We start from the raw sequence: 22,945 nt of genomic DNA, 5'->3' as shown, positions 1-22,945 counted from the left end.
TTAGCTGGTTCACGACAACTTCTATTTATCTAGCATAAATGATGAAGGATTTAATTCTTCACTTTCAATTACAATAGCAGTCAATCTTTTATCTGATTTCGTTTCGTGCCACTCGTCCTTTTCCCAAAATACAGCGTCTCCAGACTGGACTTTGAAGTATTCTTCTTTTTCACCACGGACGTATCCTTCCCCATTTACGATTAACAAAAGTTGAGGTACTACTGCTTGGTGATATCCTACAATGCCCTTTTCATCTAAGTACATACATCCTATGTTAGTCACCTTGTTAGTTTGAATAATACGAGACATAATAAAATTCGAATTAAATTTTGAGATTATTTTACCGTTATCTTTATTAAATTTATAAAATTCCATTATGTTGTACCTCCTGCTCAAGGATTAAAGGAACCATCGCGATCACGTAGCACCCTAATATCCACTTCACCAGAACTCGTCGTTTTTAGAGTTTTCTTCCCATATCCATTGCGTCTGTTTACTGTTTCTTTTTCCTCTTTATCATTCGATTCATAACCTAAATGGTTATTCATTTCACCTTTTAACATAGTTTCAAACATGGGGCCAAATATATCTTTGAGTGCGTTCTGCATGTCTTCTACAGTCTCTGGTTGGTAGTTTTCTAGAATTTGGTTCGCTAATTCAGCTGATTTTTGATCTCGCTTTAATTTAGCCAATAGAACAACCTCCCAATCGTTATATTTTTTATTCTACCAATAAAAAAACTAAACTGCGAAGTAAGAGCCGTACGCTCTCTTACTTACACAGTTTAGTTTACACTCCCGTAGTGTATTTCTGTAGCGGGTATGTTAGCTCAAATTGTAGATTATCGCACTTTATATCTATTCCCTCAAAAGCAATAAGCAATCTTTACGAAAAACATCCTTTATTAAAATTTAAAATCTGCTTCCTTATTTTCTTGGTTTTCATAAGCCTTCATATACTCAATTCTTCGTTGTGCTGATGCTGGACTTACTTGCTCATCCGCATGATAGGACGATCGTACAAATGGTCCTGCTTCACAATGGGTTAATCCTTTTTCTAATGCAATCTCTTTTAATTCAGCAAATTCATCTGGATGATAATAACGTTCCACTCGTAAGTGTTTCTTTGTTGGTTGTAAATATTGTCCAAGTGTTAAAATGTCCACATCATGTGCTAGTAGATCATCCATTGCTTCAATGATTTCTTCTTTCGTTTCACCTAGACCAACCATGATGCTGGATTTTGTAGGTGTAGTTGGAGCGATTTCCTTAACACGTTGTAATAGTTGTAGTGATCTATCATACATTGCTATTGCTCTCACTTTTTTTGTCAAACGACGTACTGTTTCTATATTATGATTAAATATGTCTGGCCCACTATCCATTAGTGTATGTAGACTTTCATAATCACCTTTCATATCAGATGGTAAGATTTCAATTGTGGACGCGGGAGTTTGTTTGTGAATTTCCCGGACTGTTTCTGCAAAGACAGCTGCACCACCATCAGCTAAATCATCTCGTGCAACCGCAGTAACTACAACATGCTTTAATCCCATAATAGCAACGGACTCAGCAACGCGTTTTGGTTCTCCCCAATCAAGTTCATTTGGTAATCCTGTTTTAACTGCACAAAAACGACAACCACGTGTACATGTATCACCTAGGATCATAAATGTTGCTGTTTTTCGCTCACTCCAGCACTCATAAATATTCGGACATCGTGCTTCTTCACATACGGTATTTAATTTCTTATCACGCATGAGATGTTTAAGCTCTTTGTAGGAGTCATTTGTGTTAATTTTTGTCTTTAGCCACTCCGGTTTACGTATGTACTCTGCTTGTTTCGCCATTCATTGCACGCTCCTTAGATAGTTTTTGGTTCCATGTTTCTGATTCATACTTGGTTTGCGCTAATTGATATACTTCTTTCCACATATCTTCTGTTAGTTGTAACGGTTTTAACTCAATATCTAATCCTGTTTGAAAACCTTTTTTAAAAGCAGTTGTCATCATTTCATACGTATGCTCGTTATTTCTTAGTTGATTTATAGTGGTTGCTTTATTTACAAAGGAATCTCGCTTTCTTTGTCTCATCTTTTCAGAAGGAAATAGAAATAAATCAAACAACATTTGAATATCCATACTCATGGGTATGGATCCATGTTGTAGAAGAACACCTTTCTTCCTTGTTTGTGCATTACCAGATAGTTTCTTCCCATCAACGACCATTTCATAATATACCGGCTTTTCAAAACAGATTGCTGTTCGATCTTTTCCTATTTCTCTTTTTGGGATGGCATAATCCGCTTGTACTCCTAATTGTTTATAACCTTCTAAAACACCTTTTGATAAAATATAATAGGCATCTTGCACCGATTTCGGGATGGACGGGTCATCCTCTGAAATGACAAGGCTATAAGTAAGTTCATTGTCATGTAAAACGGCACTACCTCCAGTTAACCGGCGGACAAATTGACATCCATATTTCTGCAATGCATCAAAATCAATAGAACGATCAACCTTTTGAAAATGTCCAACCGATAAGCTGGGTTCTTTCCATCCGTAAAATCTTAGTGTTGGAGGGATTTCACCATTACTATGCCAGTTTAATAAGGACTCATCTAATGCCATATTTATGGAAGCATCACAAAACCCACTATCTAAATATCCCCATACTTTTTCCAAAACATCATCTCCAATTAACTTGGATTCTATTGAGACTGTCACACCATTAAAATAAACTACACCCCTGGGGTTGTAGTTTATTTGTAAATTTATAACAGAAATTCTATAAATATACATATCAACAACACTTTCCCACGCTAGTATTATCTAAATCGAGTGCAAGGGTCAGAACCAATCAATTCCTCTCAGCTTATGCCAACGAACCGAATATTTTTTCCTTCAATAGCCGTCCTGTAGGTGTATCAGCTAAGCCACCTTCACCTGTTTCTCTCAAAGTAGATGGCATCGATTTACCAATACGGTACATCGCACCAATAACTTCATCACAAGGAATTCGGCTTGTAACACCCGCCAACGCCATGTCTGCAGATACAATCGCGAGGGATGAGCCTGCCGCATTACGCTTAACACACGGGACTTCAACAAGTCCTGCTACTGGATCACAAACAAGTCCAAGCATATTTTTTAATGTCATAGCAAAAGCCTCCGCTGAAGCTTGAGGTGTTCCCCCAGCCATTTCCACAATTGCAGCGGAAGCCATCGCTCCTGCTGAACCTACCTCTGCCTGACAACCTCCTGCCGCACCCGAGATAAAAGCATTGTTGGCGACTACAAAGCCAAAAGCACCGGCTGTAAACAAATAGCGTATCATCTGCTCACGTGTCGGGTTAAGCTGATTTTTCACTCCAAACAATGTTCCCGGAACAACTCCTGCACTACCCGCTGTTGGAGTAGCACAAATGATACCCATGGCTGCATTCACTTCGTTTGTTCCCATCGCTTTACTTACTGCATCTAAAAGTAAGTAACCAGATAAGGGCGTTTTTTCTTTCATATAATCTTGAATTCTAACAGCGTCCCCACCAGTCAAACCGGTTACAGACTGCACTCCTTTAAGGCTATCTTCAATTGCCTTTTCCATCACTTCCAAATTTTTTTCCATTTCAGAGAATATGTCTTCTCTTGTTTTTTCTTTAACATCCATTTCTTGACGAATCATCACTTCTGAAATCAATATGTTTTCCTTTTCTGCTATCTCTACTAATTCTGCTGCTGTTCGAAACATATGATACCTCCTATTTAACTAACAATCGTCGATACTTTGATGATCTTTTGGGCATTTGTTAGTTCTTGTAACACAGCTTGTTCAACATTTTGATCTATTTCGATGACCATTAATGCTTCCTTACCAAGATCTTTCCGGTTTACTTCCATATGCCCAATATTTATTTTGTGTTTGGCCAAAATAGAAGTAATGGAGGCTATGGCACCAAAACGATCATTATGTGTGACAAGAATCGCTGGATGATTTCCGGACAAACGCAGTTCAAAACCATTTAATTCAGTGATTTCAACTTTCCCGCCACCAATAGATATTCCTACTAATTCTACCTGACCTTCCTCATTACCAATAGTTAAACGGGCAGTGTTTGGATGGCTTACTGCACTTGTATCTTCAACAAATTCAATTGTTAATCCACGTTCTTTTGCCAGTTCAAGTGCTTTACTCAATCTAGTGTCATCTGTTTCAAAGCCTAGTAATCCTCCCGCGAGGGCAAAGTCTGTTCCATGGCCTTTATATGTTTTAGCAAAGGATTCATATAAATGGATTTTTGCCCAACTTGGTTCACTACCTAGTAGATTTCGCGCAGCTTTTCCTATTCTTGCTGCTCCTGCAGTATGAGAGCTTGATGGCCCAATCATTACTGGACCGATAATGTCGAATACTGAATTATATTTCATATATATCACCGCCTTGTCGTAAATTTTCGGCACAAACAATTGGACAGAAAGTGGATAGTTATTAAAAAGAGAAGTAGCCTATCTCATCTCAAATTGCCTCACTGAAATACAATCGTTTTATTACCATGAACAAGTACTTTATCTTCCACATGCCAAGAAACAGCTTGGGCAAGAACGCTTCTTTCCACATGACGTCCAGCAACTTTTAAATCGTCTGCTGTATATTGATGATTAATCCGCTGGACATCTTGCTCAATAATTGGCCCTTCATCAAGATCATTGGTTACATAATGCGCAGTTGCACCAATTAATTTAACTCCTCGATTAAACGCCCTTACATATGGATTTGCACCAATAAAGGCTGGTAAGAAGGAGTGATGGATATTTATGATTTTATTAGGGTACTTAGAAATAAAGTTTGGGGAAAGAATTTGCATGTATCGGGCCAAAACAATAAAGTCCACCTTCTCTTCCAATAATTCCATTGCTTTCCGTTCAGCATCTTCTTTTGTACCCTTCGTTAATGGAATATGATAGTAAGGGATTCCATAACTCTCAACTATTTCCTTTAAATCCTCATGATTACTAATGACTAAAGGTATTTCAACTGGAATTTCATTCGTTTTCCATCTCCATATAAGCTCCAAAAGGCAGTGATCCGCTTTTGTAGCAAAGATGGCCATTCGCTTTCTTTTTTTGTTACTGCTCAACGACCAGTCCATCGTGTAATCCTTCGCTAGCACGTGCAGATCCTCTTCAAGTTTTTCAAGTGTATGGTTTCCTACATTAAACTCAATCCTCATAAAAAATATACCAGCTTGCGGATCTGTTGTATATTGGTCAATATCTATAATATTAGCTTTATGTTCTGATAAAAAATTAGTAACAGTCGAGATGATACCTGGCTTTTCTGGACAAGTAATTAATAATGTTGCACGGTTCACACTTTCCATATGAATGCCCTTCCTCCATCTTAAATTCTACTTATATTTTCTGATTTAACTATCATTGATCATACCTAAACTATTATCTGTAATTCTCCATTCTTAGCTTCATGAAACGATACTAAATATATAATGATAGATTCTAAGCATGGATTTCCATACCATCTACTGCTAACGCTGCTTCACCAACTGCTTCGGTTAATGTTGGATGTGGGTGAATGTTGTGAGCAATATCCATGGATGTTGCACCTAATACTTGGGCTAAACCGGCTTCTGTAATCATATCGGTGACATGTGGACCTACCATATGCGCTCCTAACAGCTTCTTTGATCCTTCTTCAACAACTAGTTTGACAAAACCGTCCGACTCACCAAAAACAAGAGCCTTTCCTATTGCACGAAATGGGAATTTACCTATTTTCACTTGATAACCTTTCTCTTTTGCCTCATCTTCTGTAAGTCCCACACTCGCTACTTCCGGACTACTATATATACACCTCGGAACAACCGTGTAATTAAGTGGTACAGGATTACTGCCCGCGATATGTTCAATTGCGACTATACCTTCATGTGAAGCAACATGAGCAAGTTGTAAGCCGCCTATTACATCGCCGACTGCATAAATATTACGTTCATTTGTTTGGTAGTATTCATTTGCTTGAATAGAACCGCGGTCCATTTCAATCGTCGTATTTTCAAGGCCAAGTCCTTCCGTGTTTGGTAAACGACCAACGGATACAAATAATTTATCTGCAGAAAATAGCTTTTCTTTGCCTTTATGGGCTGCTTTAATCGAAACACCATCACCCTTCTCTAATGTTTCAGGAAGCACCTTTGCCCCTGTTACAACCTTAACCCCTTTTTTCTTCATTAATCTTTGTACTTCCTTTGAAACATCTTTATCCTCTGTCGGTAAAATCCGATCGGCATATTCAATCACGGTTACTTGTAAGCCGAAGTCAGCAAGCATGGATGCCCATTCTATTCCTATAACACCCCCACCAACAATGATGATAGAATCTGGTAACGCTTCTAATATCAAAGCTTCTTCTGATGTCATAACATAATCTCCATCTACTTCCAGGCCTGGGAGTGTTTTTGGACGAGAGCCTGTAGCAAGTATAATATTTTTGGAATGTAATATATGCTGCTCTTCTTCATTACTACTTTTAACTGATACATCTCTTGATTCTGTAATACTTCCTGTCCCCTCATAGACATCGATATTCCCTTTTTTCATTAAATGTTGAATACCTTTAAATAAACGGGTCACAATTTCTTCTTTCCGGGATTGCACCTTTGAAAAATCAAGTCCAACTTCTGGGGCAATGACACCATATTTTTCTCCATTTTTTGTATTCGCATATATCTCTGCACTTCTTAATAATGCTTTACTTGGAATACAACCAGCATGAAGACATGTTCCACCCAATTTTTCTTTTTCCACTATTGCCGTTTTTAAGCCTAATTGAGTTGCACGAATACCTGTAACATATCCTGCTGGCCCACCGCCAATGATAATAACATCATATTCTTCTTTCATAAGAAAACCTCCTTTTTCACTGAAAAATACTTGTACAATTGCTGTCTCCATACCTGTTAATCTAATTCAATTGCACATGCACTTGATGCAAAACGCTCTCCAACAAGAAAGCCCTGTTCAACCTCATAATCAATTTGCGTTGCTTCATCCAAATAACGCTTCGTAAAACGGTCTATATGAATTTGAATTCCGTCATATTCAATCACTGAATCATTTCTGCGTGGCTCATCAAAAACAAGTGTGAATTTAACAGAAATTCCGCAACCACCAGCTATATCAGCATCAATCCGAGGATATTTCTCTTCCTTTATTTCTGTTGCTTTCAGTTTATCTAACGCTGATTCTGTTAATGTTACAACCAAGTGACCTGCCCCCTTATGCCATATTCGGATATCACATATCATATAGACTTGAACCTGTACTTCTTTATGACGTGAAAAAGAAACAAGTGGCTTCTTTTTCACGTAATCTAGTACCTATCCACGAAGATGAACGCAAGCCATTGGTGGGTTTTCTCCCTACCAATGGCAATTTTATTTTAAGCTTTAACGGTGTCTTTTTCCCTCTCTGCAACCTTCTCTTTTGTATAACGTACGATTGGTTTTCTTGCAGCTTGAACTTCATCCAATCTGCCAACAATTGTGGTGTGTGGAGCATTTAAAACCATTTCCGGATCTTCTTCTACTTCTTTGGCAATTTGTATCATTGCATCTGCAAATGCGTCCATCGTTTCTTTTGATTCTGTTTCCGTTGGCTCAATCATTAAACCTTCCTCAACATTTAATGGGAAGTAGATCGTTGGCGGATGGTACCCAAAATCAAGCAGACGTTTTGCCATATCAAGCGTACGAACCCCAAGTTTTTTCTGTCTGGATCCTGATAATACAAATTCATGCTTGCAAAGCTGTGTATACGGCGAATCAAAATGGTCCTCCAGTTTCTTGCGGAGGTAGTTTGCATGTAGCACTGCCCCTTCTGATACTTGCCTTAATCCATCAGGTCCCATTGTACGAATGTACGTGTAGGCACGGACCAGAATACCAAAGTTTCCATGATATCCTTTCACACGGCCGATGGATGATGGATAATCAGAATTCAGCACATAATTTTCACCATCTTTTTCGATACGCGGTACTGGTAAATAAGGAATAAGATCCTCTTTTACACCGACTGGGCCAGCCCCAGGTCCTCCACCTCCATGTGGTGTAGTGAATGTTTTATGGAGATTTAAATGCACGATGTCAAATCCCATTGCTCCTGGAGTCGTTTTACCTAAGATTGCGTTTGCGTTCGCACCATCATAATATAATAGGCCGCCAGCTTCATGAACAACTTTCGCAATTTCTTCAATTTCCGTTTCAAAAAGTCCAAGTGTATTCGGATTGGTCAGCATTAATGCGGCTGTGTCACTATTTACCAGCTTCTTCAATTCCTCCAAATCAACTAACCCATTCTCATCAGATGGTATCGTCGTTGCATCAAACCCAGCAACGGAGGCACTTGCAGGATTAGTTCCATGTGCGGAATCAGGGACAAGCACCTTATTCCTGTTCTCACCGTTTTTCTCATGATAGGCTTTCACCATCATTAACCCGGTCCATTCTCCTTGAGCTCCTGCGGAAGGTTGCAGTGATATGGCGTCCATACCAGTGATTACTGCCAGCTCTTCCTGTAAATTATATAGAAGTTCCAATGCACCTTGCGCAGTTTCCGTTGGCTGATATGGATGAATGCGGCTGAATCCTGGAAGACGTGCGATATCCTCGTTTATTTTTGGATTATATTTCATCGTACAAGACCCTAAAGGATAAAAGCCATTATCTATCCCATGATTTTTATTTGATAGTGCTGTGTAATGGCGAACGAGTTGAAGTTCAGAAACCTCAGGAAGCTCCGCAGCCTCATTCTCGTCACGAATCAAATGTTTTGGTAATTTTCCCTGTAAATCAACACTTTTAACGTCACTCTTCGGAAGGCTGTAACCTGCACGTCCTGGACGGCTGATTTCAAAAATAAGATCATTATATTCAATCATTTACAATCGCCTCCAATAATTCTACAAATTGATCAATCTCTTCTTTTGACCGTTGCTCCGTTACTGCGATAAGCATTTGTTTATCATTGCCATAGTCTTCCCCTAAGTCATAGCCGCCAATAATCCCTGATTCAAGTAATTTTTTGTTAACTTCTTTTACTGGAAGTGGAAGTTCAACAACAAATTCATTAAAGAATGCTGATTTATTGATGACTGTAAAGCCTTTTTTTTGAAGAAGATTTGCCATATAATCCGCTTTTTCAAAATTTTGCTGTGCCATTTGACGGATTCCATGCTTTCCTAGTGCTGACATACTAATGGAAGAGGCAAGGGCGTTCAATGCCTGGTTAGAACATATATTTGATGTCGCTTTATCACGGCGAATATGCTGTTCCCGCGCCTGCAATGTTAATACGAATCCGCGATTGCCTTGGTCGTCATTTGTTTCGCCGACTATCCGGCCAGGTATCTTGCGCATAAACTTTTTATTTACTGCAAAATATCCGCAGTGCGGACCACCAAAGGCCATTGGTATTCCTAGTGGCTGCATATCACCGACAACCATGTCGGCACCCAGCTTACCAGGCGATTGTAAAAGCGCTAATGCTAATGGGTTGGCACTAACAATAAATAACGCTCCTTGTTCTTTTGCATATTCCTTAATTTCCGCTAGATCTTCAATCGTACCAAAGAAGTTTGGATATTGAATAATGACTGCTGCAGTATCTTTATCCAGTTGTGATTTTAATTGTTTTAAATCCGTAACATCCTCATCCAGGCTTACCTCTTCCACTGTATATCCTTGGCCCTTTGCAACGGTATTTAAAATAGCACGGGATTCAGGATGTACCCCTCTTGATACAAGGACCTTTGACCGCTTTTTGGAGTCTGCAGCAAGAGAAGCCGCTTCCGCTAGGGATGTAAAGCCGTCATACATCGAAGAGTTGGCTACATCCATTCCAGTGAGTTCACAAACCATAGTTTGGAATTCAAATATGCCTTGCAGTTCTCCTTGACTGATTTCTGGTTGATACGGTGTATATGCTGTATAAAATTCAGAACGTGAAATCATATGATCCACAACACTTGGAATGTAATGGTCATATGTGCCCGCACCAAGAAAAGTTGAATATTCATTCGCATTTAGATTACGGGCGGAAAGTTTGTTTAACTTTTTTATTAGAACAGGTTCCGGGTCTGCCTCCGGAATGTCCAGCTCCCCTTCCAACCGAATACTGGTTGGAATGTCTTTAAATAAGGCTTCTACAGAAGAGACATTTAAAAATTCCAACATTTCTTTTTGATCTTGCTCCGTATCTGGTAGATATCGATAAGTATTTGTCATGTTATTCCTCTCCTTCATTCACAAATGCTTGATACTCTTCATCATTTAACAGCGATTCTAGCTCCTCGGGGTTAGATAATTCTACCTCTACTAACCACCCCGCATCATATGGTTGTTCATTAATTGTTTCGGGTGCATCTTCTAACTCTTCGTTTATACGGACAACTTCACCTGATACAGGAGAGTAGAGTTCAGAAACGGCTTTAACCGACTCAACCGTTCCCATTAATTCATTTGCAGTTACTTCATCATCTACTTCCGGATTTTCAACAAAGACGATATCTCCCAACTCCTTTTGAGCAAAATCAGAGATTCCTATCCGGACTAGATTTCCATCTAAACGTAATATCCATTCATGTTCCTTGCTGTACAGTAAGTTTGTTGTTGCATTTGTCATTGTTTTTACTTCCTTCCCATATCTATTTATCTACTATTTAAAGGAGGATTTACCTATTTCATTTATAAGTTAACTAAATCCCAAACTTAAAAGATTATTACTCTGCAGCTCATTGGCCAGAACGCTTTCACATTGTTATTCCACAAGCTGATATGCACGGTCTCGTTTAGTTTATCCCCTTTTATAAAAAGGTGTTTTGACAACAACGGCATCAATCATTTTTTTGCGGACTTCCACTTTTAACGGTGTTCCCGCTTTCGCGTATTCCGTTGATATAATGGCAAGGCCCAGATTTTTCTTTAAAGATGGAGATCGGGTTCCGGATGTAATGAAGCCAATTTCCTCGTCACCCTCTGAAAACACTTTATAACCGTGACGTGGAATGCCTTTTCCTGTCACTTCCACCCCTACTAATTTCCGCTTTAATCCTTCTTCTTTTTGATTTATAAGACTTGATTTACCGGTAAAATCACTCTCTTTGTTGGTTTTGACCGCAAACCCGATTCCAGCTTCAAGCGGGCTGACTTCTTTTGTAAGCTCTTGGCCGTATAGGGCAAGACGTGCTTCCAAGCGAAGCGTATCTCGCGCACCAAGTCCACATGGTTTTAATCCATCCTCTTTTCCCACTAGAAAAAGCTTCTCCCAAAGTGCTATTGCCTCGTCAGGTGTTAAGTAAAGTTCGAAGCCATCCTCCCCTGTGTAACCTGTGCGGGATACAAGAACGTCTTTAATCCCATCTAGATTGACATGCTGGGCAAAGCGGAAAGGAGCTATTTCGCTTAAATTGATATCCGTTAACTTTTGTAAAATTTTTTCTGCTTTTGGTCCTTGGATAGCAAGGAGCGCAACATCACTTGAAATATTCTTTAATGTTACCTCTCCTTTCATGTGCTCTTCCAACCACTCATAATCTTTATCAATATTTGAAGCGTTAACCACCAGTAGATACTTTTCATCAGCTAACTTATAAACTAGCAAATCATCAATGGTACCACCGTCTGGATAACACATTGCTGTATATTGGCATTGGTTAATATCAATCTTTGTTACGTCATTTGTTAATAGAGAATTGATAAAACGCTCTGCATCCTTTCCTTCAACAAGCACCTCTCCCATATGGGAAACATCGAAAAGCCCTGCTTCCTGCCGAACCGCCTCATGCTCTTCTATAATGCTTGAAAACTGTACCGGAAGTTCCCATCCCCCAAAATCGATGACTTTTGCACCGTCATTTTTATATACTTCAAAAAGCGGCGTTCGCTTCAACACTGTTTCTGTACTCATTTTTACACCCCTACTTTCGATTTCTTCCCGAACTTGAACTTTCTGTGAAAATGGCTCTAAAATTCCAGGAAGCTTTTCCCTGCTTATACATTTACCGGCTGTTGAAATATTGGATAGTTTTCGCAAATTTCTTTTGTTGTTTCTTTTGCTCTTTCAAGGACAGCTTTATCCCCATTGCTCTTCAGAACAGAAGCGATTACTTTTGCGATTTTCACCATTTCTTCCTGCTTCATGCCCCTTGTTGTCAAGGCCGCTGTTCCAATGCGGATTCCGCTTGTAACAAACGGGCTTTCAGGGTCATATGGAATGGTGTTTTTATTAACGGTGAGTCCCGCTTCTTCTAATAGCTTCTCTGCTTCCTTACCTGTTAAGTTCCATGAACGTACATCTAAAAGGACAATGTGATTATCGGTCCCTCCAGACACAAGTGTTGCGCCTTCTTCCTTTAAAACTTCGCCAAGGGCTTTAGCATTCGTAATGATTTGCTCTGCATATTCCTTAAAACTCGGCTGCAAAGCTTCATTGAATGCCACCGCTTTAGCTGCAATGATATGCATCAACGGCCCTCCCTGAATTCCTGGAAAAATGGCTTTATTTACCGCTTTGGCCAGCTCTTCATCATTGGTTAAAATAACACCGCCACGTGGACCTCTTAATGTTTTATGTGTCGTACTTGTCACTATATCTGCATAAGGAATTGGGGATGGATGAACACCAGCTGCAACAAGTCCAGCAATATGAGCCATATCCACCATGAATTTCGCGCCAACTTGGTCTGCAATTTTTCTGAATCGTTCAAAGTCAATGGTTCTTGGATAGGCACTTGCCCCTGCAATAATCAATTTTGGCTTCTCTTTTTTGGCAATAGCTTCCAGCTCATCGTAGTCAATCAATTGTGTATCTTCTCTTACTCCATAGGACACGATGTCAAACCATTTACCGGAAATGCTGACAGGACTACCATGCGTTAAATGTCCCCCATGGGAAAGGTCCATGCCCATTACCTTATCACCAGGCTGAAGCAACGCGTAAAAAACCGCTAAGTTTGCTTGTGCACCTGAATGTGGCTGTACGTTGGCATATTTGGCTCCAAATAGCTTCGTTAGTCGATCAATAGCTGTTTTTTCTGCTACATCGACAAACTCGCATCCGCCATAATAACGCTTTCCTGGATAACCTTCTGCGTATTTATTTGTCATCACGCTTCCCATTGCTTCTAATACATCTTCACTAACAAAGTTTTCCGAGGCAATCAACTCTAGTGTTTGGTGTTGGCGCTGTTGCTCTTTCTCAATGGCTTTAAAAATAGTTGAATCATTTTGCTGTAAACCCATTTTTTACTCCTCCTTTAAATTACGTGCAATTCTTCGGCTAAAACTCAACATAAATTAAAAATATAGCTTACTGAGAAACACGTATACCTCTTTTCGTAGCACGAAACATCTTTTCCATGGCAAAAGCTATGTAAAATTTTGCACACAAAAAAGGACAGAAAAGGGTATCTAACGTTCTCATCCCTTCTCTGTCCTTTTTACCTGAGAGTTTAACTCTTTATTAAAGAGTCTTCCCCTTTGGTGGCATATGGTATGCGCTCTCCAGAGGTGCGTCCTGTTGTGGTTTTATCTACCTGAGAGATTGGTTCCAAGGGTATTTTTGGAACTTGCTCCTTCGGTGGCTCTTTCCTAGCACTCTCCCACAACATTCATCCGCTCATATTGAATTTTAGTCATTTTCAGAACAATAGTTTAGTAAATCGGATCCAGATGTTTACTGACTTTCCATCCTTTCTCATAATTTCTGTAATATCTGGAATCCTTCTTTTTAGGACCTTTACAGCCAAGTTAGGCTCCTGATTAAAAGCGCTTACAATTATTCGGGGAAATCAACCTAATTAGCTCCCTTTTTAGGTACTTACTCTATCAATGCTAAGCAGATCCTGACTCTCTCCCACAATATTTATTCACAAATATTTTACTCATTTTATAATATTATCAAATCAGATTATTGTCAACTCTTAGTTTATTTTTTTTGCAACTTTGAGGAGCAAACTCTCCCTATCTTCCAATGGTTCGTTAATACCTGATTCTAATGATTTCTTTACACTATCTTTTGGAATTATAGTTACTATAGCTAGTAAAGCTAGTCTAGCAAAAACAGCATTTGCCAGCAACCCTATACTTGCGGCCGCTCCCATATTTCCAGTCTTTTCGACTGCACTATAGACAGTAACAGGTATTGCTAAGCCGAATGAACCGCCAAGTGTACTAGACATCTTATAGATACCTGCCGCCTCTCCTGCCTTCGCTGCCGGAACATTGGCTACTACTGTATCTGTGGATGGTGTCGCGTAAAGTCCAATCCCATACGATGCGCAGACCTTTATGGTAACCAAAACATCGTTAAATTCATACCTTCCCTAATTCTAAAAATCTCCCTTCTATATAATTAACAACTGTTAAAACGTATCCCCAGACAATTCCAGTTCATCAGATAAACGATAACTCACTGTAAAACTAATAAAAACAACAATGGAATAAATCGAGTTTGGTAAGTTTGTAAAGGTCATTAACATTATTCCAACCACCACTAAAAGACTTGCTAAGATCATTGGCCTTCTTGGACCACTTCGTTGCAATATTTTCACCGACACGAATCATCGATAATACAGCAATTAAATAGCCAACTGATAATATCCCAGATTGGAAGGAACTATATTCTCTTGACACTTGGACATACGTATTCGCAACAATGAGTGCTCCAGTTACAGCATTCAGTAAAAAGTTTGAAACAGTCGCGCCAGTAAATAAGTTTCAATTTATGTATCATATGGGTTCGTTCGTGTAATAGAATCTATAACTGAAATGACACTGACAACGATATCCCCCTCATAATACAGGGAGCCGAAAAAGGAAACCCAGTTCCTTGCTGATAACACCGAACAATCTTTCCGCAAGCCGAACATATGAGGTAAAGCTCCTTCAAACATGGCCAAGATACTTGATGATCTTATCTAAATCTTTTATCTTCTAAATACTGATTAATATCTCAATAGCTCAGCCCATCCAATAAAATTAGGGTTGATATGGTCAAAATTAATTTATACTTTTATGGATATATTCTGTGAATTCTGGTAAAATCAAAATTACAGAAACGAATGAATGTTGCAATCGATTTAAAGGAACGCTTAAACCGATTAAAGTTGGAAATTTTATTCAATCGTTTAACTAATATAAGATGAAACTCACCTGTAAAAGATAACCCTATTTTTTATAGTATATTCTTCTAGAAAAAAATTATTTTAGCTGCAAATATTACAAGTATTAACATTGTGAAAGCTTTATTATCACGTATATAATTATAATTAGTCTGAATATTTGTAAGCTTGTATTACAGGATGTAGCTTTACTATTTAAACCGTACTATTGTTTGAAATGATATTTTGAAAGCGTTTCCTTTTGGCTTAATGGCTATCGGGATTATATTAATAGTGGATGAAAGTTGCAGGAAAGCATATATGTTCAGTCGCCGAAGGAGCAAACTCCAAAGAAGACCCTTGGGGTGAATCTCTCAGGTAAAAAAAACTGCAACTGGACACAACTCTGGAGAGAACGTGTGAATACGTCACCGAAGGGGAAGGCTCTATTTCTATTGGGCTAAACTCTCAGGTAAAAGGACAGAGAAGGGCAGAGAAAAGCACATGATACATGTTTTTTTCTCTGTCCTTTTTGTTGTGTCTAAAATTACCATCACTGGAGGTTATATACGTTCAATGGAACAGTTAATAAAAGGGGGTGTTACATGGAAACAAGCTATAAAGATAATAACACAATAATAACTGGGATTGTATGGGGGCCTTACTTACTGGCATTTCTCACATTCACTCGCAAATGCGATGCCGGAAGATCAATTACATATGGCAATTTCATTAGGGGTAATGAATACAGCGTTTTTTTAGACAATGCCTGTTCAGATGTCTTTTTTAAATTTTCCGATACGACAAAGTTTATACGCATGAAAGATTTTTCAGACGAATTTTGATATGGCAAGCATTTTGCAAGAGATTAGTTAATTTTTTTCTAGTTTGACAAATTAAAGAAGTAGTTATACCATACCAAACTAATGGTTAAATATGATGAAAACAAAAATTATCATTTAATTTGATATTTTAGAAAGGGTTTTCTTTTCTTTGATAAATTGAATTTACACAAAAAATCATTTAATTGTAGGAGGAAGATTTGATGGATGTATTGATAGGTACAGTTTCTCTTTTAGTCATTTTAGCGTTGTTCTCTTTATTTACGTTTAAGGCACCGTATGGATCTAAAGCTATGGGGGCTTTGGCAGCAGCTGCGGTAGCTAGTTTCTTAATTGAGGCTTTAATCGGTTCTGTTTTAGGGGATATGTTGGGAATTGCTGTCTTTCAGGAAATTGGTGATTTAGCAGGAAGTTTATCCGGTATTGCAGCGGGTGCGCTGGTTGCTATGGCGTTGAAAGTTCAACCAGGTTATGCATTAATGATATCGCTTCCGCTGGCAGGTATGGGTATTTTACCTGGTTTTATAGCCGGATATTTTGCTTCATTCCTTGTAAGATGGTTCCAAGATAAAATCCCTAATGGAATCAACTTACTAGCTATTATTTTTATTGCAACACCATTAACTTATTTCATTGCCGCTCTGATTGCTCCACCTGTTGACGGAATACTGTTGAATGTAGGAAGTATCCTAGAAAGTGCGCAAGCTCAATCAGCTATTGTAATGGGAATTATCATAGGTGGAGTACTGACTGTTACTTCTACAGCTCCGCTTAGTTCAATGGCTTTAACTGCGATTATGGGTCTTACTGGTCAACCAATGGCTATCGCTGCAATGGCCATTTTTGGTTCCGGGTTCTTGAATTACACATTCTTCCGTAGAATGGGATTAACTACACCACAAGAAACTATTTCAGTAGCGATTGAAGCTTTAACAAAAGCTCATGTTATTTCAGCCAATCCAATCCCAATATACGTTACAAACTTTATTTACGGGGGAATAGCAGGTATTGTAGTAGCTTTATCAGGTTTGGTAAATAATTCTCCAGGTACAGCTTCGGTTGTTGCAGGACTTGCATCTACTTTTGCTTGGAACCCGCCTATACAAGTCCTCCTAGTCGGCGTAATTGTCGCAGTTATTGGAGTCACAGTTGGATTGGTTTGCTCATTTATATTTAAAAACTACCCAATTATAACTGAAGAAGAGCTGTTAACTCGTGATGAGGAGGAATTAGAAGAAAAAGATGAAGCAAGAGCAAAAAAACCAAATTTAGAACCTGAAAGTATGAATGCATAGGACACGGGGACAGGTACCTTGTCCGGTCCCATTTTTGTGGTCAGTGGATTCAACTCGAGGAAACAAAGGAATTTTATCAGCAGGTGAGAAGTGTTTTTGAAACGGGATGAGTGCGTGCTGTGGCCCGAGTGAGACGAGTGGCAAAGCTGTCGCTTGAGTGCGTTGCTCACTGGCCTGAATTCACATTAATCTTCAATTCAATCTACAACTACCCTATTAAATCAGAAAAGAAAGAGCATGTGATGGAAACAATTGTCACATGCTCTCTCCTTTCGATGTTCAGTACTCTGGTGAGGCTTGTATAGCCAGATTTATCTTCTCCGCTGTATCGAATAAGGAGGGCCTTCACTTAAAGGGAGATCCTGAAAGTAAAAAAGAATAATTGCATTTTTATGTTTTTCATTTAACCTATTAATCGCCTCTAATAAGTCCAGGTTCTCCTCTCTTTTATCCCTTTTATCTGCAGTAAGCTCGACCATTTTGTTCAAAGGTAATTCTTTCTTATTCTTTTTTAATAAATCATACGAACAGTTTATAAGTATTTTTGTTAGCCAAGTTAAAAAGAACTTTTCATTTTTTAATTGATTAATTGATAAAAAAGATTTGTAGGATGTCTCTTGGACAACATCTAGAGCATCTTCACGATTCCGCACGTATAAGTAAGCGGTACGGTACAATTGATCGCCGTGTAAAACAAGAAGTTCCTCTAGACATTCCTTGTTTCCCTTCATTGCCTTTTTAATAAGTTTAAGCTCATTCATCAATTTGACCTCTTTTCCGCTTATTAGAGTGAATTTATTATAAAAAAGTTTCAACTTTTTTTCTAGAAAAAACAATGGTTCTGTAAACATAAAAAAAGAGCGTCTCATGACGGCTCTTCTAATATAGCATTTATATCATAGCTTTTAGCAGTTTAAGAAAATCCTTTTTCGAGTAAACTGCCAGTTAACTTAATAATCTTTTAATTAATCTTAACATAATATTCCATATGGTTTTCAAAAAAGAAAGGACAATCAATTTTGATGATCGCCCTCTTAAACTCTCGCACCAGATAGTTTAAGTACATTTGTTCACAAACCTCATATTCTCCCTGTCAAATAAATTAACTTTCTAGTAGGGGTAGCATCAGGAAAATGCGGATTTTACAACGATAAGGAAATTCCAAATTAAAAAGCCCAACTTCTCTGCAAAACAAAATAGAGAAAGTGAGCTTTTCAGTTACTTCATTATTTTTATTTGAACTAATATAAAACTGCTAAGTTGATTTTTTAGCTCAGCTATTTATTGAATTCATTAACTGGAAGAAGTATTCAGGTTTATGAGTCTTATTTAGGTTATACCATGAATGTAATGTATCTGGTGCAAATACATCTAACTTTTTCAGTACTTCCATCGCAAATTCCAGAGGAGCTATTCCTGATGCAGTAACTAAATTTGCATCAGATACCGCAGATTCCACCTCATAGAACTTTTCTCCTTTATAGTTAGGACATACCATTTTAGTATATTCTAAGTTATTACTTGTATGCTTTCTAGTATCCAAGTATCCCATATTCGCGAGGGCATCAGTTGCACCACAAATTGCAGCAACAATAGTGCCAAGCTTTAAAGCTTGGCCAATTCTCTCCAAGATAGGTTGATGAATTTCTTCATTCCAAGTATTCCCACCTGGTAAAATTAAAAGATCTTTACTCTCAAGAATACATTCATCAAGGGAAATATCTGGTTTTATGCTCAGTCCTCCCATAGTAGTAATCATTTCTTTATTAGCTCCTACTGTAATTACTTTTAAAGGTGCTAAACCTTTTTTGAAATATCTACCTGAGTTTAGTTCAGCAATTAAATATCCATATTCCCAGTCCGACATTGTATTAAATACATAAAGAAAAACTTTTTTTGTTTGCATCCAATAACACTCCAATCACATTTAATATGCCAAATATAACATAACTTCCCTGACACCTAGCGTCAGGGAAGTTATCAAATTTGATGAAATTTTATTAATTCCGACAGAACTTCAATAAGTCTTTTCTTAAGACTTATTGGCTCAATAACTTGAATAGATTTACCATACGGTAAAAGTAAATAAGGTACATATTTATGTATTATATCTTTTTCAAGAAGAAATACTGCTTGATTTGAAGTCCGTTCTTGTAAATAATGTCCTAAAAACCAATGTTGGCAAATATCATCCAACGCACTTGTATTTCCATTAATAACTAAAGAAATAATCCCTTCTTTTTCTTCTATAGTTGGAAGAAGGTTTTTCATAAAAAAGTCACGTGCTGAAAAATTTTCTGGCTGATTAAACTTATTTTTGGTTAGCATTAGACTTTCAATTCGATCTACTCTAAAACTACGGATATCATTCCTGAGATGACAAAATCCAATAAAATACCACTTATTATTCCAATAAATAATTCTGTACGGATTAACCAATCTATACTTTGATTGCTCTTCGCCACTTTTATGATATAGAATTTTTATAGAGTATCCGTCAGCTACAGCCTGCTCCAACTCCTTCAAAAAAGGTTCCATAGCGAGGGAACTTAATCGACTTATTACTTCAAGACTAGTTAAATGTTGATTTATCTTTGTTTCCTGCTCTTGATTCGAATATTTCCTTAGCTTTGAAATAGCCCTATCTAGTGCTTCACCACCATAATACCCGGCTTCTTCTGCAAAAATAGCAGCGTGAAATAGCGAGGTTTGCTCCTCTAAATCAAAAAAAAGAGGAGCTTCAATAAAATTGTTCAATAAAGTGTATCCACCATTATGTCCCGCGTCTGAAATTATAGGTACACCACTTATTGAAAGTGTATCAATATAACGATACACAGTCCTTATATTAATCTCTAACTTTTCCGAAATTTGTTTCGCAGTAATTTTTTCACCTGAACTAAGCATCCATAGAATCGCTAGCACATTGTCAATTTTAGGCATATAATTCCACCTCTATATGAAATTTATCTTCTATTATATATTTCCGATTTTTGGTATAACTCATCAACTGTTCCTTTCCGATAGCTTTCTATATAATGAGGCCCTAGACACATTTGTAATTTCACAAATGTGATTTACAGTCATATCTCCCTCTTTATAAAGCTTTACTGCATAATTCATTCCTGCGTGGTTTTTATGATATTTCTTTAAACGGCCTTTAAACTTTCCGGGTTAGTTTCTAAAAAACATTTAGAAACTAACCCTTTTGAATATAATCTTAATTCCGCAATTTATTTTAAATCTTCCAAAACTAACCTGCCAGTTAGTTTAAGTGGAATTCTTCACAAACTCCATATTTAATTATAATTACAGCTATTCAGTTAACTAAGTTTACACTAAATATATCGATTATGTACATCTTTTCAAAATTAAGAATTTAATTTCTCCTTCCTTGAATAAGAAATTGAATCTGGTTTTGAAAAAGCTGAAGATCGTAAATTATTTTCATACTATGTATTTGTTACTGTTTTCTTTTTGAGGAACATCGGGTATAATAAAATTAAATACATTGCATAAATTAAAAAGAGACCGCTAGTGCAGATACACTAACGGTCAAATACAATAGCCCTTCAAGGGGGCGGCTCACGTTAGAGAGTATAATAACCACCCTAATCGCTTGCCAGGCTTATAGGGTGGTTATTTTTTTTGATTTGACAGCACGACAACCATCAATGTTCCAAAAGAAATCATTAGAACAAGCGATTCAAATACCGTCATTAGGCATCACCCCCTCCCTTCTTAGAGGTCAGGAGTGAGCCACCACCCATGAAAGCCTTATTGTACAATTCTCATTGTAACAATTATCAGTTATATTTAATAGAACATATTTTCCTATTTCGATTACTTTTCTTCTCCTCCCCCTAACTTATCAGCCATACTACTCTGTCCTTTAACACTGGAAAGCAATTTTCTATTTGCCAATTCTGTTTCTAAAATCCTTAGAAAATCTTTGTTTAAATTCATACCTAATGCCTTTTTATATGATTGAACTAAAAGGTCATCTGATAAATTTTCCATGTCACATCTCCTTTTTTAAATGTTTATGGCCAGCTATCAAGCCAATTTTAAGGCTAATTATCCTTCTTTGATAAATTTTCCTTTTTCATGAAGGTAAAATAGATTTTGAATGCCACCTTCTCCTGCCAATAACTCTTGATCAGTAGTTACACGTAGCGTCATGTCTTTTGCGTGAATAGCCAATGGCTGAATGTGCTGCAACGATTCAGTTAGGATGATCATGCGTTCCGTAAATGGACTACCTTTCCACTTTAAATACATGACTAAATCTTTGATATCTCCACGAGAAACATAGATATAAAAAAGTTTCCCTTGGGATTCAATAGCACCAACAAAAGGTTCTGGCGTCGGAGTAATTTTTGAATTAGGAAAGTAATAATATAACTCAAAAAACAAAACATGTTTTAATACATCTTTTGGTCGATATTCTACCCAATAATTGGGTTTATAGGTTGGAACATTTGTGATGATCGCCCCAGCTTGTCCTAGTGTATAAATGGGTATGATTTCTTTCCCTTTGTGTATTTCATGACGAACCAGTTTTTGTTCCCTTTCCATTCGCTTAAGACGTTTCTTATCCAAGTTAAATAATCGGAGGAGTTGTTTTCCCCCGATTACACCTACACTAGCGATCGCCTCTAATGCAATACATTCTTTAGATGATTCATCATTGATATAGTTAATCGTTTTTAGGTTGGACGGCAGACGCTTCCAATGTAATTTCCAATCATGCTGGATAGAAAATGGCTTTGCATGTTTTCTTCTCCCTTCTTATAAGACATGGGTAATGCGCGTCCGTATCTGTTGTTTATTCGGGTTAATGTTATCTACTCGTACCAGCACTTGATCATCTTTTTGGACATTCTGGAATTTTAAGTGACTGGATAAGGAATCTACACCGGCTTCCAAACGGACAAAGACCCCGTACTCCCTTACTCCAGAAACCTTCCCCACATATTCTCCATTTTTCTGATAACGTTTGATACAATCTGGCCATGGATTTTGCTGTAATGCTTTCGCGCTAACCTGTACCTCTTTCTTCTCCTGATCAATAGACAGGACTTTCACCTTGAGTGCATCGCCTTCCTTAAATTACTCATGTAAATCATCAATCCACCCATAGCGAATTTCTGCTATTGGGAGAAATACTTGAATGCCTCCAATGTCTCCCAGCATATAATCAGCTGCAACGTGACGAATGACTGCTGGAATGACATCTTCTTCCCCAATTTTGCGTAGGGTGATATCCGACATCTTTTCTAATGCCTTTGTGCGTGAAGCTGTAAACAATTCGTTTTCCTGATCATAGTTTAAAATCATGAAGGCGATATTCTGCCCCGTCATGGAACGTAGCTGACGAAGGTTTTCTGCCCCAGTGAATTCCAGGGGAATCAAACCACGAATCGATCCCACACGAACAACCGCACAGGCTTTCTTTTCTTCCCCGTCTGGTCCGACTTTTTCAATGCCTGAAATGGGAGCATATAGAATTTTATTGTTCTGATAGGCCCCGTAAATTTTCATCCAGTTTTCCATAGCGTGATCCTGTTCTTGGTCCACTATTTTGGCTGGATCAAACCCTTCAATCATTACACTATCGTTTAATTCTTTTGCCATCGT

Annotated in this window: 24 protein-coding genes, 2 pseudogenes and 2 riboswitches; of the genes and pseudogenes, 2 read left to right on the top strand and 24 right to left on the bottom strand. The window is 37.9% G+C overall.

Features of this window, described 5'->3' with window-relative positions:
- Positions 1 to 21: 21 nt before the first annotated feature.
- The 15 genes and pseudogenes from ACHABU_RS11530 to ACHABU_RS11460 all read right to left on the bottom strand — a co-directional run bounded on the left by ACHABU_RS11530 (position 22) and on the right by ACHABU_RS11460 (position 14,247).
- Entirely contained in the window at positions 22 to 375 is a 354-nt protein-coding gene (locus tag ACHABU_RS11530) for a cupin (RefSeq protein WP_435764285.1), read from the bottom strand.
- Positions 376 to 395: 20 nt separating this feature from the next.
- Positions 396 to 692 (bottom strand): annotated as a pseudogene (locus ACHABU_RS11525) (transposase); the annotation flags it as partial.
- Between the two features lie 212 nt (positions 693 to 904).
- Positions 905 to 1,849, bottom strand: a complete 945-nt coding sequence (lipA, locus tag ACHABU_RS11520) for a lipoyl synthase (protein ID WP_435765012.1) — start codon at positions 1,847 to 1,849, stop codon at positions 905 to 907.
- Positions 1,821 to 2,684: a lipoate--protein ligase family protein gene (locus ACHABU_RS11515; RefSeq protein WP_435765011.1), complete on the bottom strand. Its 864-nt coding sequence runs from the start codon at positions 2,682 to 2,684 to the stop codon at positions 1,821 to 1,823. Before ACHABU_RS11515 ends, lipA begins: the two co-directional genes overlap by 29 nt.
- Positions 2,685 to 2,874: 190 nt before the next feature.
- A complete protein-coding gene (sdaAA, locus tag ACHABU_RS11510) occupies positions 2,875 to 3,750 on the bottom strand; it encodes an L-serine ammonia-lyase, iron-sulfur-dependent, subunit alpha (RefSeq protein ID WP_435765010.1) in 876 nt (291 codons plus the stop codon).
- A gap of 14 nt (positions 3,751 to 3,764) precedes the next feature.
- Complete coding sequence (gene sdaAB, locus ACHABU_RS11505) at positions 3,765 to 4,427, bottom strand: L-serine ammonia-lyase, iron-sulfur-dependent subunit beta (RefSeq protein WP_435765009.1); 663 nt, start codon at positions 4,425 to 4,427, stop codon at positions 3,765 to 3,767.
- Positions 4,428 to 4,525: 98 nt separating this feature from the next.
- Entirely contained in the window at positions 4,526 to 5,380 is an 855-nt protein-coding gene (purU, locus tag ACHABU_RS11500; RefSeq protein ID WP_435765007.1) for a formyltetrahydrofolate deformylase, read from the bottom strand.
- 133 nt (positions 5,381 to 5,513) lie between these two features.
- The gene (lpdA, locus tag ACHABU_RS11495) at positions 5,514 to 6,914 is read right to left on the bottom strand and encodes a dihydrolipoyl dehydrogenase (protein ID WP_435765006.1); all 1,401 of its coding nucleotides are present in this window, start codon (positions 6,912 to 6,914) and stop codon (positions 5,514 to 5,516) included.
- Between the two features lie 56 nt (positions 6,915 to 6,970).
- Positions 6,971 to 7,276, bottom strand: a complete 306-nt coding sequence (locus ACHABU_RS11490; RefSeq protein ID WP_435765005.1) for a HesB/IscA family protein — start codon at positions 7,274 to 7,276, stop codon at positions 6,971 to 6,973.
- Between the two features lie 176 nt (positions 7,277 to 7,452).
- On the bottom strand, positions 7,453 to 8,949 hold the full coding sequence (gene gcvPB / locus ACHABU_RS11485; protein WP_435765003.1) for an aminomethyl-transferring glycine dehydrogenase subunit GcvPB: 1,497 nt from the start codon (positions 8,947 to 8,949) through the stop codon (positions 7,453 to 7,455).
- A complete protein-coding gene (gene gcvPA / locus ACHABU_RS11480; protein ID WP_435765002.1) occupies positions 8,942 to 10,294 on the bottom strand; it encodes an aminomethyl-transferring glycine dehydrogenase subunit GcvPA in 1,353 nt (450 codons plus the stop codon). Before gcvPA ends, gcvPB begins: the two co-directional genes overlap by 8 nt.
- Position 10,295: 1 nt before the next feature.
- Positions 10,296 to 10,691 (bottom strand): glycine cleavage system protein GcvH, encoded by a 396-nt coding sequence (gene gcvH, locus ACHABU_RS11475; protein WP_435765001.1) that lies wholly within the window; start codon positions 10,689 to 10,691, stop codon positions 10,296 to 10,298.
- 171 nt (positions 10,692 to 10,862) lie between these two features.
- The gene (gene gcvT, locus ACHABU_RS11470) at positions 10,863 to 11,975 is read right to left on the bottom strand and encodes a glycine cleavage system aminomethyltransferase GcvT (RefSeq protein ID WP_435765000.1); all 1,113 of its coding nucleotides are present in this window, start codon (positions 11,973 to 11,975) and stop codon (positions 10,863 to 10,865) included.
- Between the two features lie 83 nt (positions 11,976 to 12,058).
- On the bottom strand, positions 12,059 to 13,309 hold the full coding sequence (gene glyA / locus ACHABU_RS11465; RefSeq protein WP_435764999.1) for a serine hydroxymethyltransferase: 1,251 nt from the start codon (positions 13,307 to 13,309) through the stop codon (positions 12,059 to 12,061).
- Positions 13,310 to 13,579: 270 nt separating this feature from the next.
- A riboswitch (glycine riboswitch) is annotated at positions 13,580 to 13,681 on the bottom strand.
- Positions 13,682 to 13,989: 308 nt separating this feature from the next.
- Positions 13,990 to 14,247, bottom strand: a complete 258-nt coding sequence (locus ACHABU_RS11460; RefSeq protein WP_435764998.1) for a hypothetical protein — start codon at positions 14,245 to 14,247, stop codon at positions 13,990 to 13,992.
- A 1,317-nt stretch (positions 14,248 to 15,564) separates the two neighbouring features.
- Positions 15,565 to 15,662: riboswitch (glycine riboswitch) on the top strand.
- A 111-nt stretch (positions 15,663 to 15,773) separates the two neighbouring features.
- Here ACHABU_RS11460 and ACHABU_RS11455 point away from each other — a divergent pair.
- Entirely contained in the window at positions 15,774 to 16,013 is a 240-nt protein-coding gene (locus ACHABU_RS11455; protein WP_435764997.1) for a hypothetical protein, read from the top strand.
- 200 nt (positions 16,014 to 16,213) lie between these two features.
- Entirely contained in the window at positions 16,214 to 17,305 is a 1,092-nt protein-coding gene (locus ACHABU_RS11450) for a PTS sugar transporter subunit IIC (protein WP_435764996.1), read from the top strand.
- Positions 17,306 to 17,616: 311 nt separating this feature from the next.
- Here ACHABU_RS11450 and ACHABU_RS11445 read toward each other — a convergent pair whose 3' ends face one another.
- The 9 genes and pseudogenes from ACHABU_RS11445 to ACHABU_RS11405 form a co-directional block, all read right to left on the bottom strand.
- Positions 17,617 to 18,066, bottom strand: a complete 450-nt coding sequence (locus tag ACHABU_RS11445) for a sigma-70 family RNA polymerase sigma factor (RefSeq protein WP_435764995.1) — start codon at positions 18,064 to 18,066, stop codon at positions 17,617 to 17,619.
- 512 nt (positions 18,067 to 18,578) lie between these two features.
- The gene (locus ACHABU_RS11440; protein ID WP_435764994.1) at positions 18,579 to 19,211 is read right to left on the bottom strand and encodes a type 1 glutamine amidotransferase family protein; all 633 of its coding nucleotides are present in this window, start codon (positions 19,209 to 19,211) and stop codon (positions 18,579 to 18,581) included.
- Between the two features lie 74 nt (positions 19,212 to 19,285).
- Positions 19,286 to 20,248 carry a helix-turn-helix transcriptional regulator gene (locus ACHABU_RS11435; protein ID WP_435764993.1) on the bottom strand — a complete coding sequence of 321 codons (963 nt, stop codon included), beginning with the start codon at positions 20,246 to 20,248 and terminating at the stop codon, positions 19,286 to 19,288.
- 63 nt (positions 20,249 to 20,311) lie between these two features.
- Positions 20,312 to 20,476 (bottom strand): annotated as a pseudogene (locus ACHABU_RS11430) (helix-turn-helix domain-containing protein); the annotation flags it as partial.
- A gap of 468 nt (positions 20,477 to 20,944) precedes the next feature.
- On the bottom strand, positions 20,945 to 21,025 hold the full coding sequence (locus ACHABU_RS11425; protein WP_407703047.1) for a putative holin-like toxin: 81 nt from the start codon (positions 21,023 to 21,025) through the stop codon (positions 20,945 to 20,947).
- 123 nt (positions 21,026 to 21,148) lie between these two features.
- Positions 21,149 to 21,325 carry a sporulation histidine kinase inhibitor Sda gene (locus ACHABU_RS11420; RefSeq protein ID WP_435764992.1) on the bottom strand — a complete coding sequence of 59 codons (177 nt, stop codon included), beginning with the start codon at positions 21,323 to 21,325 and terminating at the stop codon, positions 21,149 to 21,151.
- Positions 21,326 to 21,382: 57 nt separating this feature from the next.
- Positions 21,383 to 21,907 carry a hypothetical protein gene (locus ACHABU_RS11415; protein ID WP_435764991.1) on the bottom strand — a complete coding sequence of 175 codons (525 nt, stop codon included), beginning with the start codon at positions 21,905 to 21,907 and terminating at the stop codon, positions 21,383 to 21,385.
- A 189-nt stretch (positions 21,908 to 22,096) separates the two neighbouring features.
- Entirely contained in the window at positions 22,097 to 22,393 is a 297-nt protein-coding gene (locus tag ACHABU_RS11410) for a hypothetical protein (RefSeq protein ID WP_435764990.1), read from the bottom strand.
- A gap of 24 nt (positions 22,394 to 22,417) precedes the next feature.
- A complete protein-coding gene (locus ACHABU_RS11405) occupies positions 22,418 to 22,942 on the bottom strand; it encodes a hypothetical protein (RefSeq protein WP_435764989.1) in 525 nt (174 codons plus the stop codon).
- Positions 22,943 to 22,945: the final 3 nt, after the last annotated feature.

The organism is Oceanobacillus sp. CF4.6, from assembly GCF_051262635.1.
Taxonomy (GTDB): domain Bacteria; phylum Bacillota; class Bacilli; order Bacillales; family Amphibacillaceae; genus Oceanobacillus.
This window is presented reverse-complemented; position numbering and strand designations above follow the sequence as displayed.

Coding starts and splice junctions, on each gene's coding strand:
- ACHABU_RS11425 (WP_407703047.1), bottom strand. CDS start 21,025: ATGACGGTATTTGAATCGCTTGTTCTAATGATTTCTTTTGGAACATTG.
- ACHABU_RS11445 (WP_435764995.1), bottom strand. CDS start 18,066: ATGAATGAGCTTAAACTTATTAAAAAGGCAATGAAGGGAAACAAGGAA.
- gcvPA (WP_435765002.1), bottom strand. CDS start 10,294: ATGACAAATACTTATCGATATCTACCAGATACGGAGCAAGATCAAAAA.
- ACHABU_RS11405 (WP_435764989.1), bottom strand. CDS start 22,942: ATGGCAAAAGAATTAAACGATAGTGTAATGATTGAAGGGTTTGATCCA.
- ACHABU_RS11455 (WP_435764997.1), top strand. CDS start 15,774: ATGGAAACAAGCTATAAAGATAATAACACAATAATAACTGGGATTGTA.
- ACHABU_RS11440 (WP_435764994.1), bottom strand. CDS start 19,211: ATGCAAACAAAAAAAGTTTTTCTTTATGTATTTAATACAATGTCGGAC.
- sdaAB (WP_435765009.1), bottom strand. CDS start 4,427: ATGAAATATAATTCAGTATTCGACATTATCGGTCCAGTAATGATTGGG.
- ACHABU_RS11450 (WP_435764996.1), top strand. CDS start 16,214: ATGGATGTATTGATAGGTACAGTTTCTCTTTTAGTCATTTTAGCGTTG.
- gcvPB (WP_435765003.1), bottom strand. CDS start 8,949: ATGATTGAATATAATGATCTTATTTTTGAAATCAGCCGTCCAGGACGT.
- lipA (WP_435765012.1), bottom strand. CDS start 1,849: ATGGCGAAACAAGCAGAGTACATACGTAAACCGGAGTGGCTAAAGACA.
- ACHABU_RS11420 (WP_435764992.1), bottom strand. CDS start 21,325: ATGGAAAATTTATCAGATGACCTTTTAGTTCAATCATATAAAAAGGCA.
- glyA (WP_435764999.1), bottom strand. CDS start 13,309: ATGGGTTTACAGCAAAATGATTCAACTATTTTTAAAGCCATTGAGAAA.
- ACHABU_RS11530 (WP_435764285.1), bottom strand. CDS start 375: ATGGAATTTTATAAATTTAATAAAGATAACGGTAAAATAATCTCAAAA.
- gcvT (WP_435765000.1), bottom strand. CDS start 11,975: ATGAGTACAGAAACAGTGTTGAAGCGAACGCCGCTTTTTGAAGTATAT.
- lpdA (WP_435765006.1), bottom strand. CDS start 6,914: ATGAAAGAAGAATATGATGTTATTATCATTGGCGGTGGGCCAGCAGGA.
- ACHABU_RS11435 (WP_435764993.1), bottom strand. CDS start 20,248: ATGCCTAAAATTGACAATGTGCTAGCGATTCTATGGATGCTTAGTTCA.
- sdaAA (WP_435765010.1), bottom strand. CDS start 3,750: ATGTTTCGAACAGCAGCAGAATTAGTAGAGATAGCAGAAAAGGAAAAC.
- gcvH (WP_435765001.1), bottom strand. CDS start 10,691: ATGACAAATGCAACAACAAACTTACTGTACAGCAAGGAACATGAATGG.
- ACHABU_RS11460 (WP_435764998.1), bottom strand. CDS start 14,247: ATGTCTAGTACACTTGGCGGTTCATTCGGCTTAGCAATACCTGTTACT.
- purU (WP_435765007.1), bottom strand. CDS start 5,380: ATGGAAAGTGTGAACCGTGCAACATTATTAATTACTTGTCCAGAAAAG.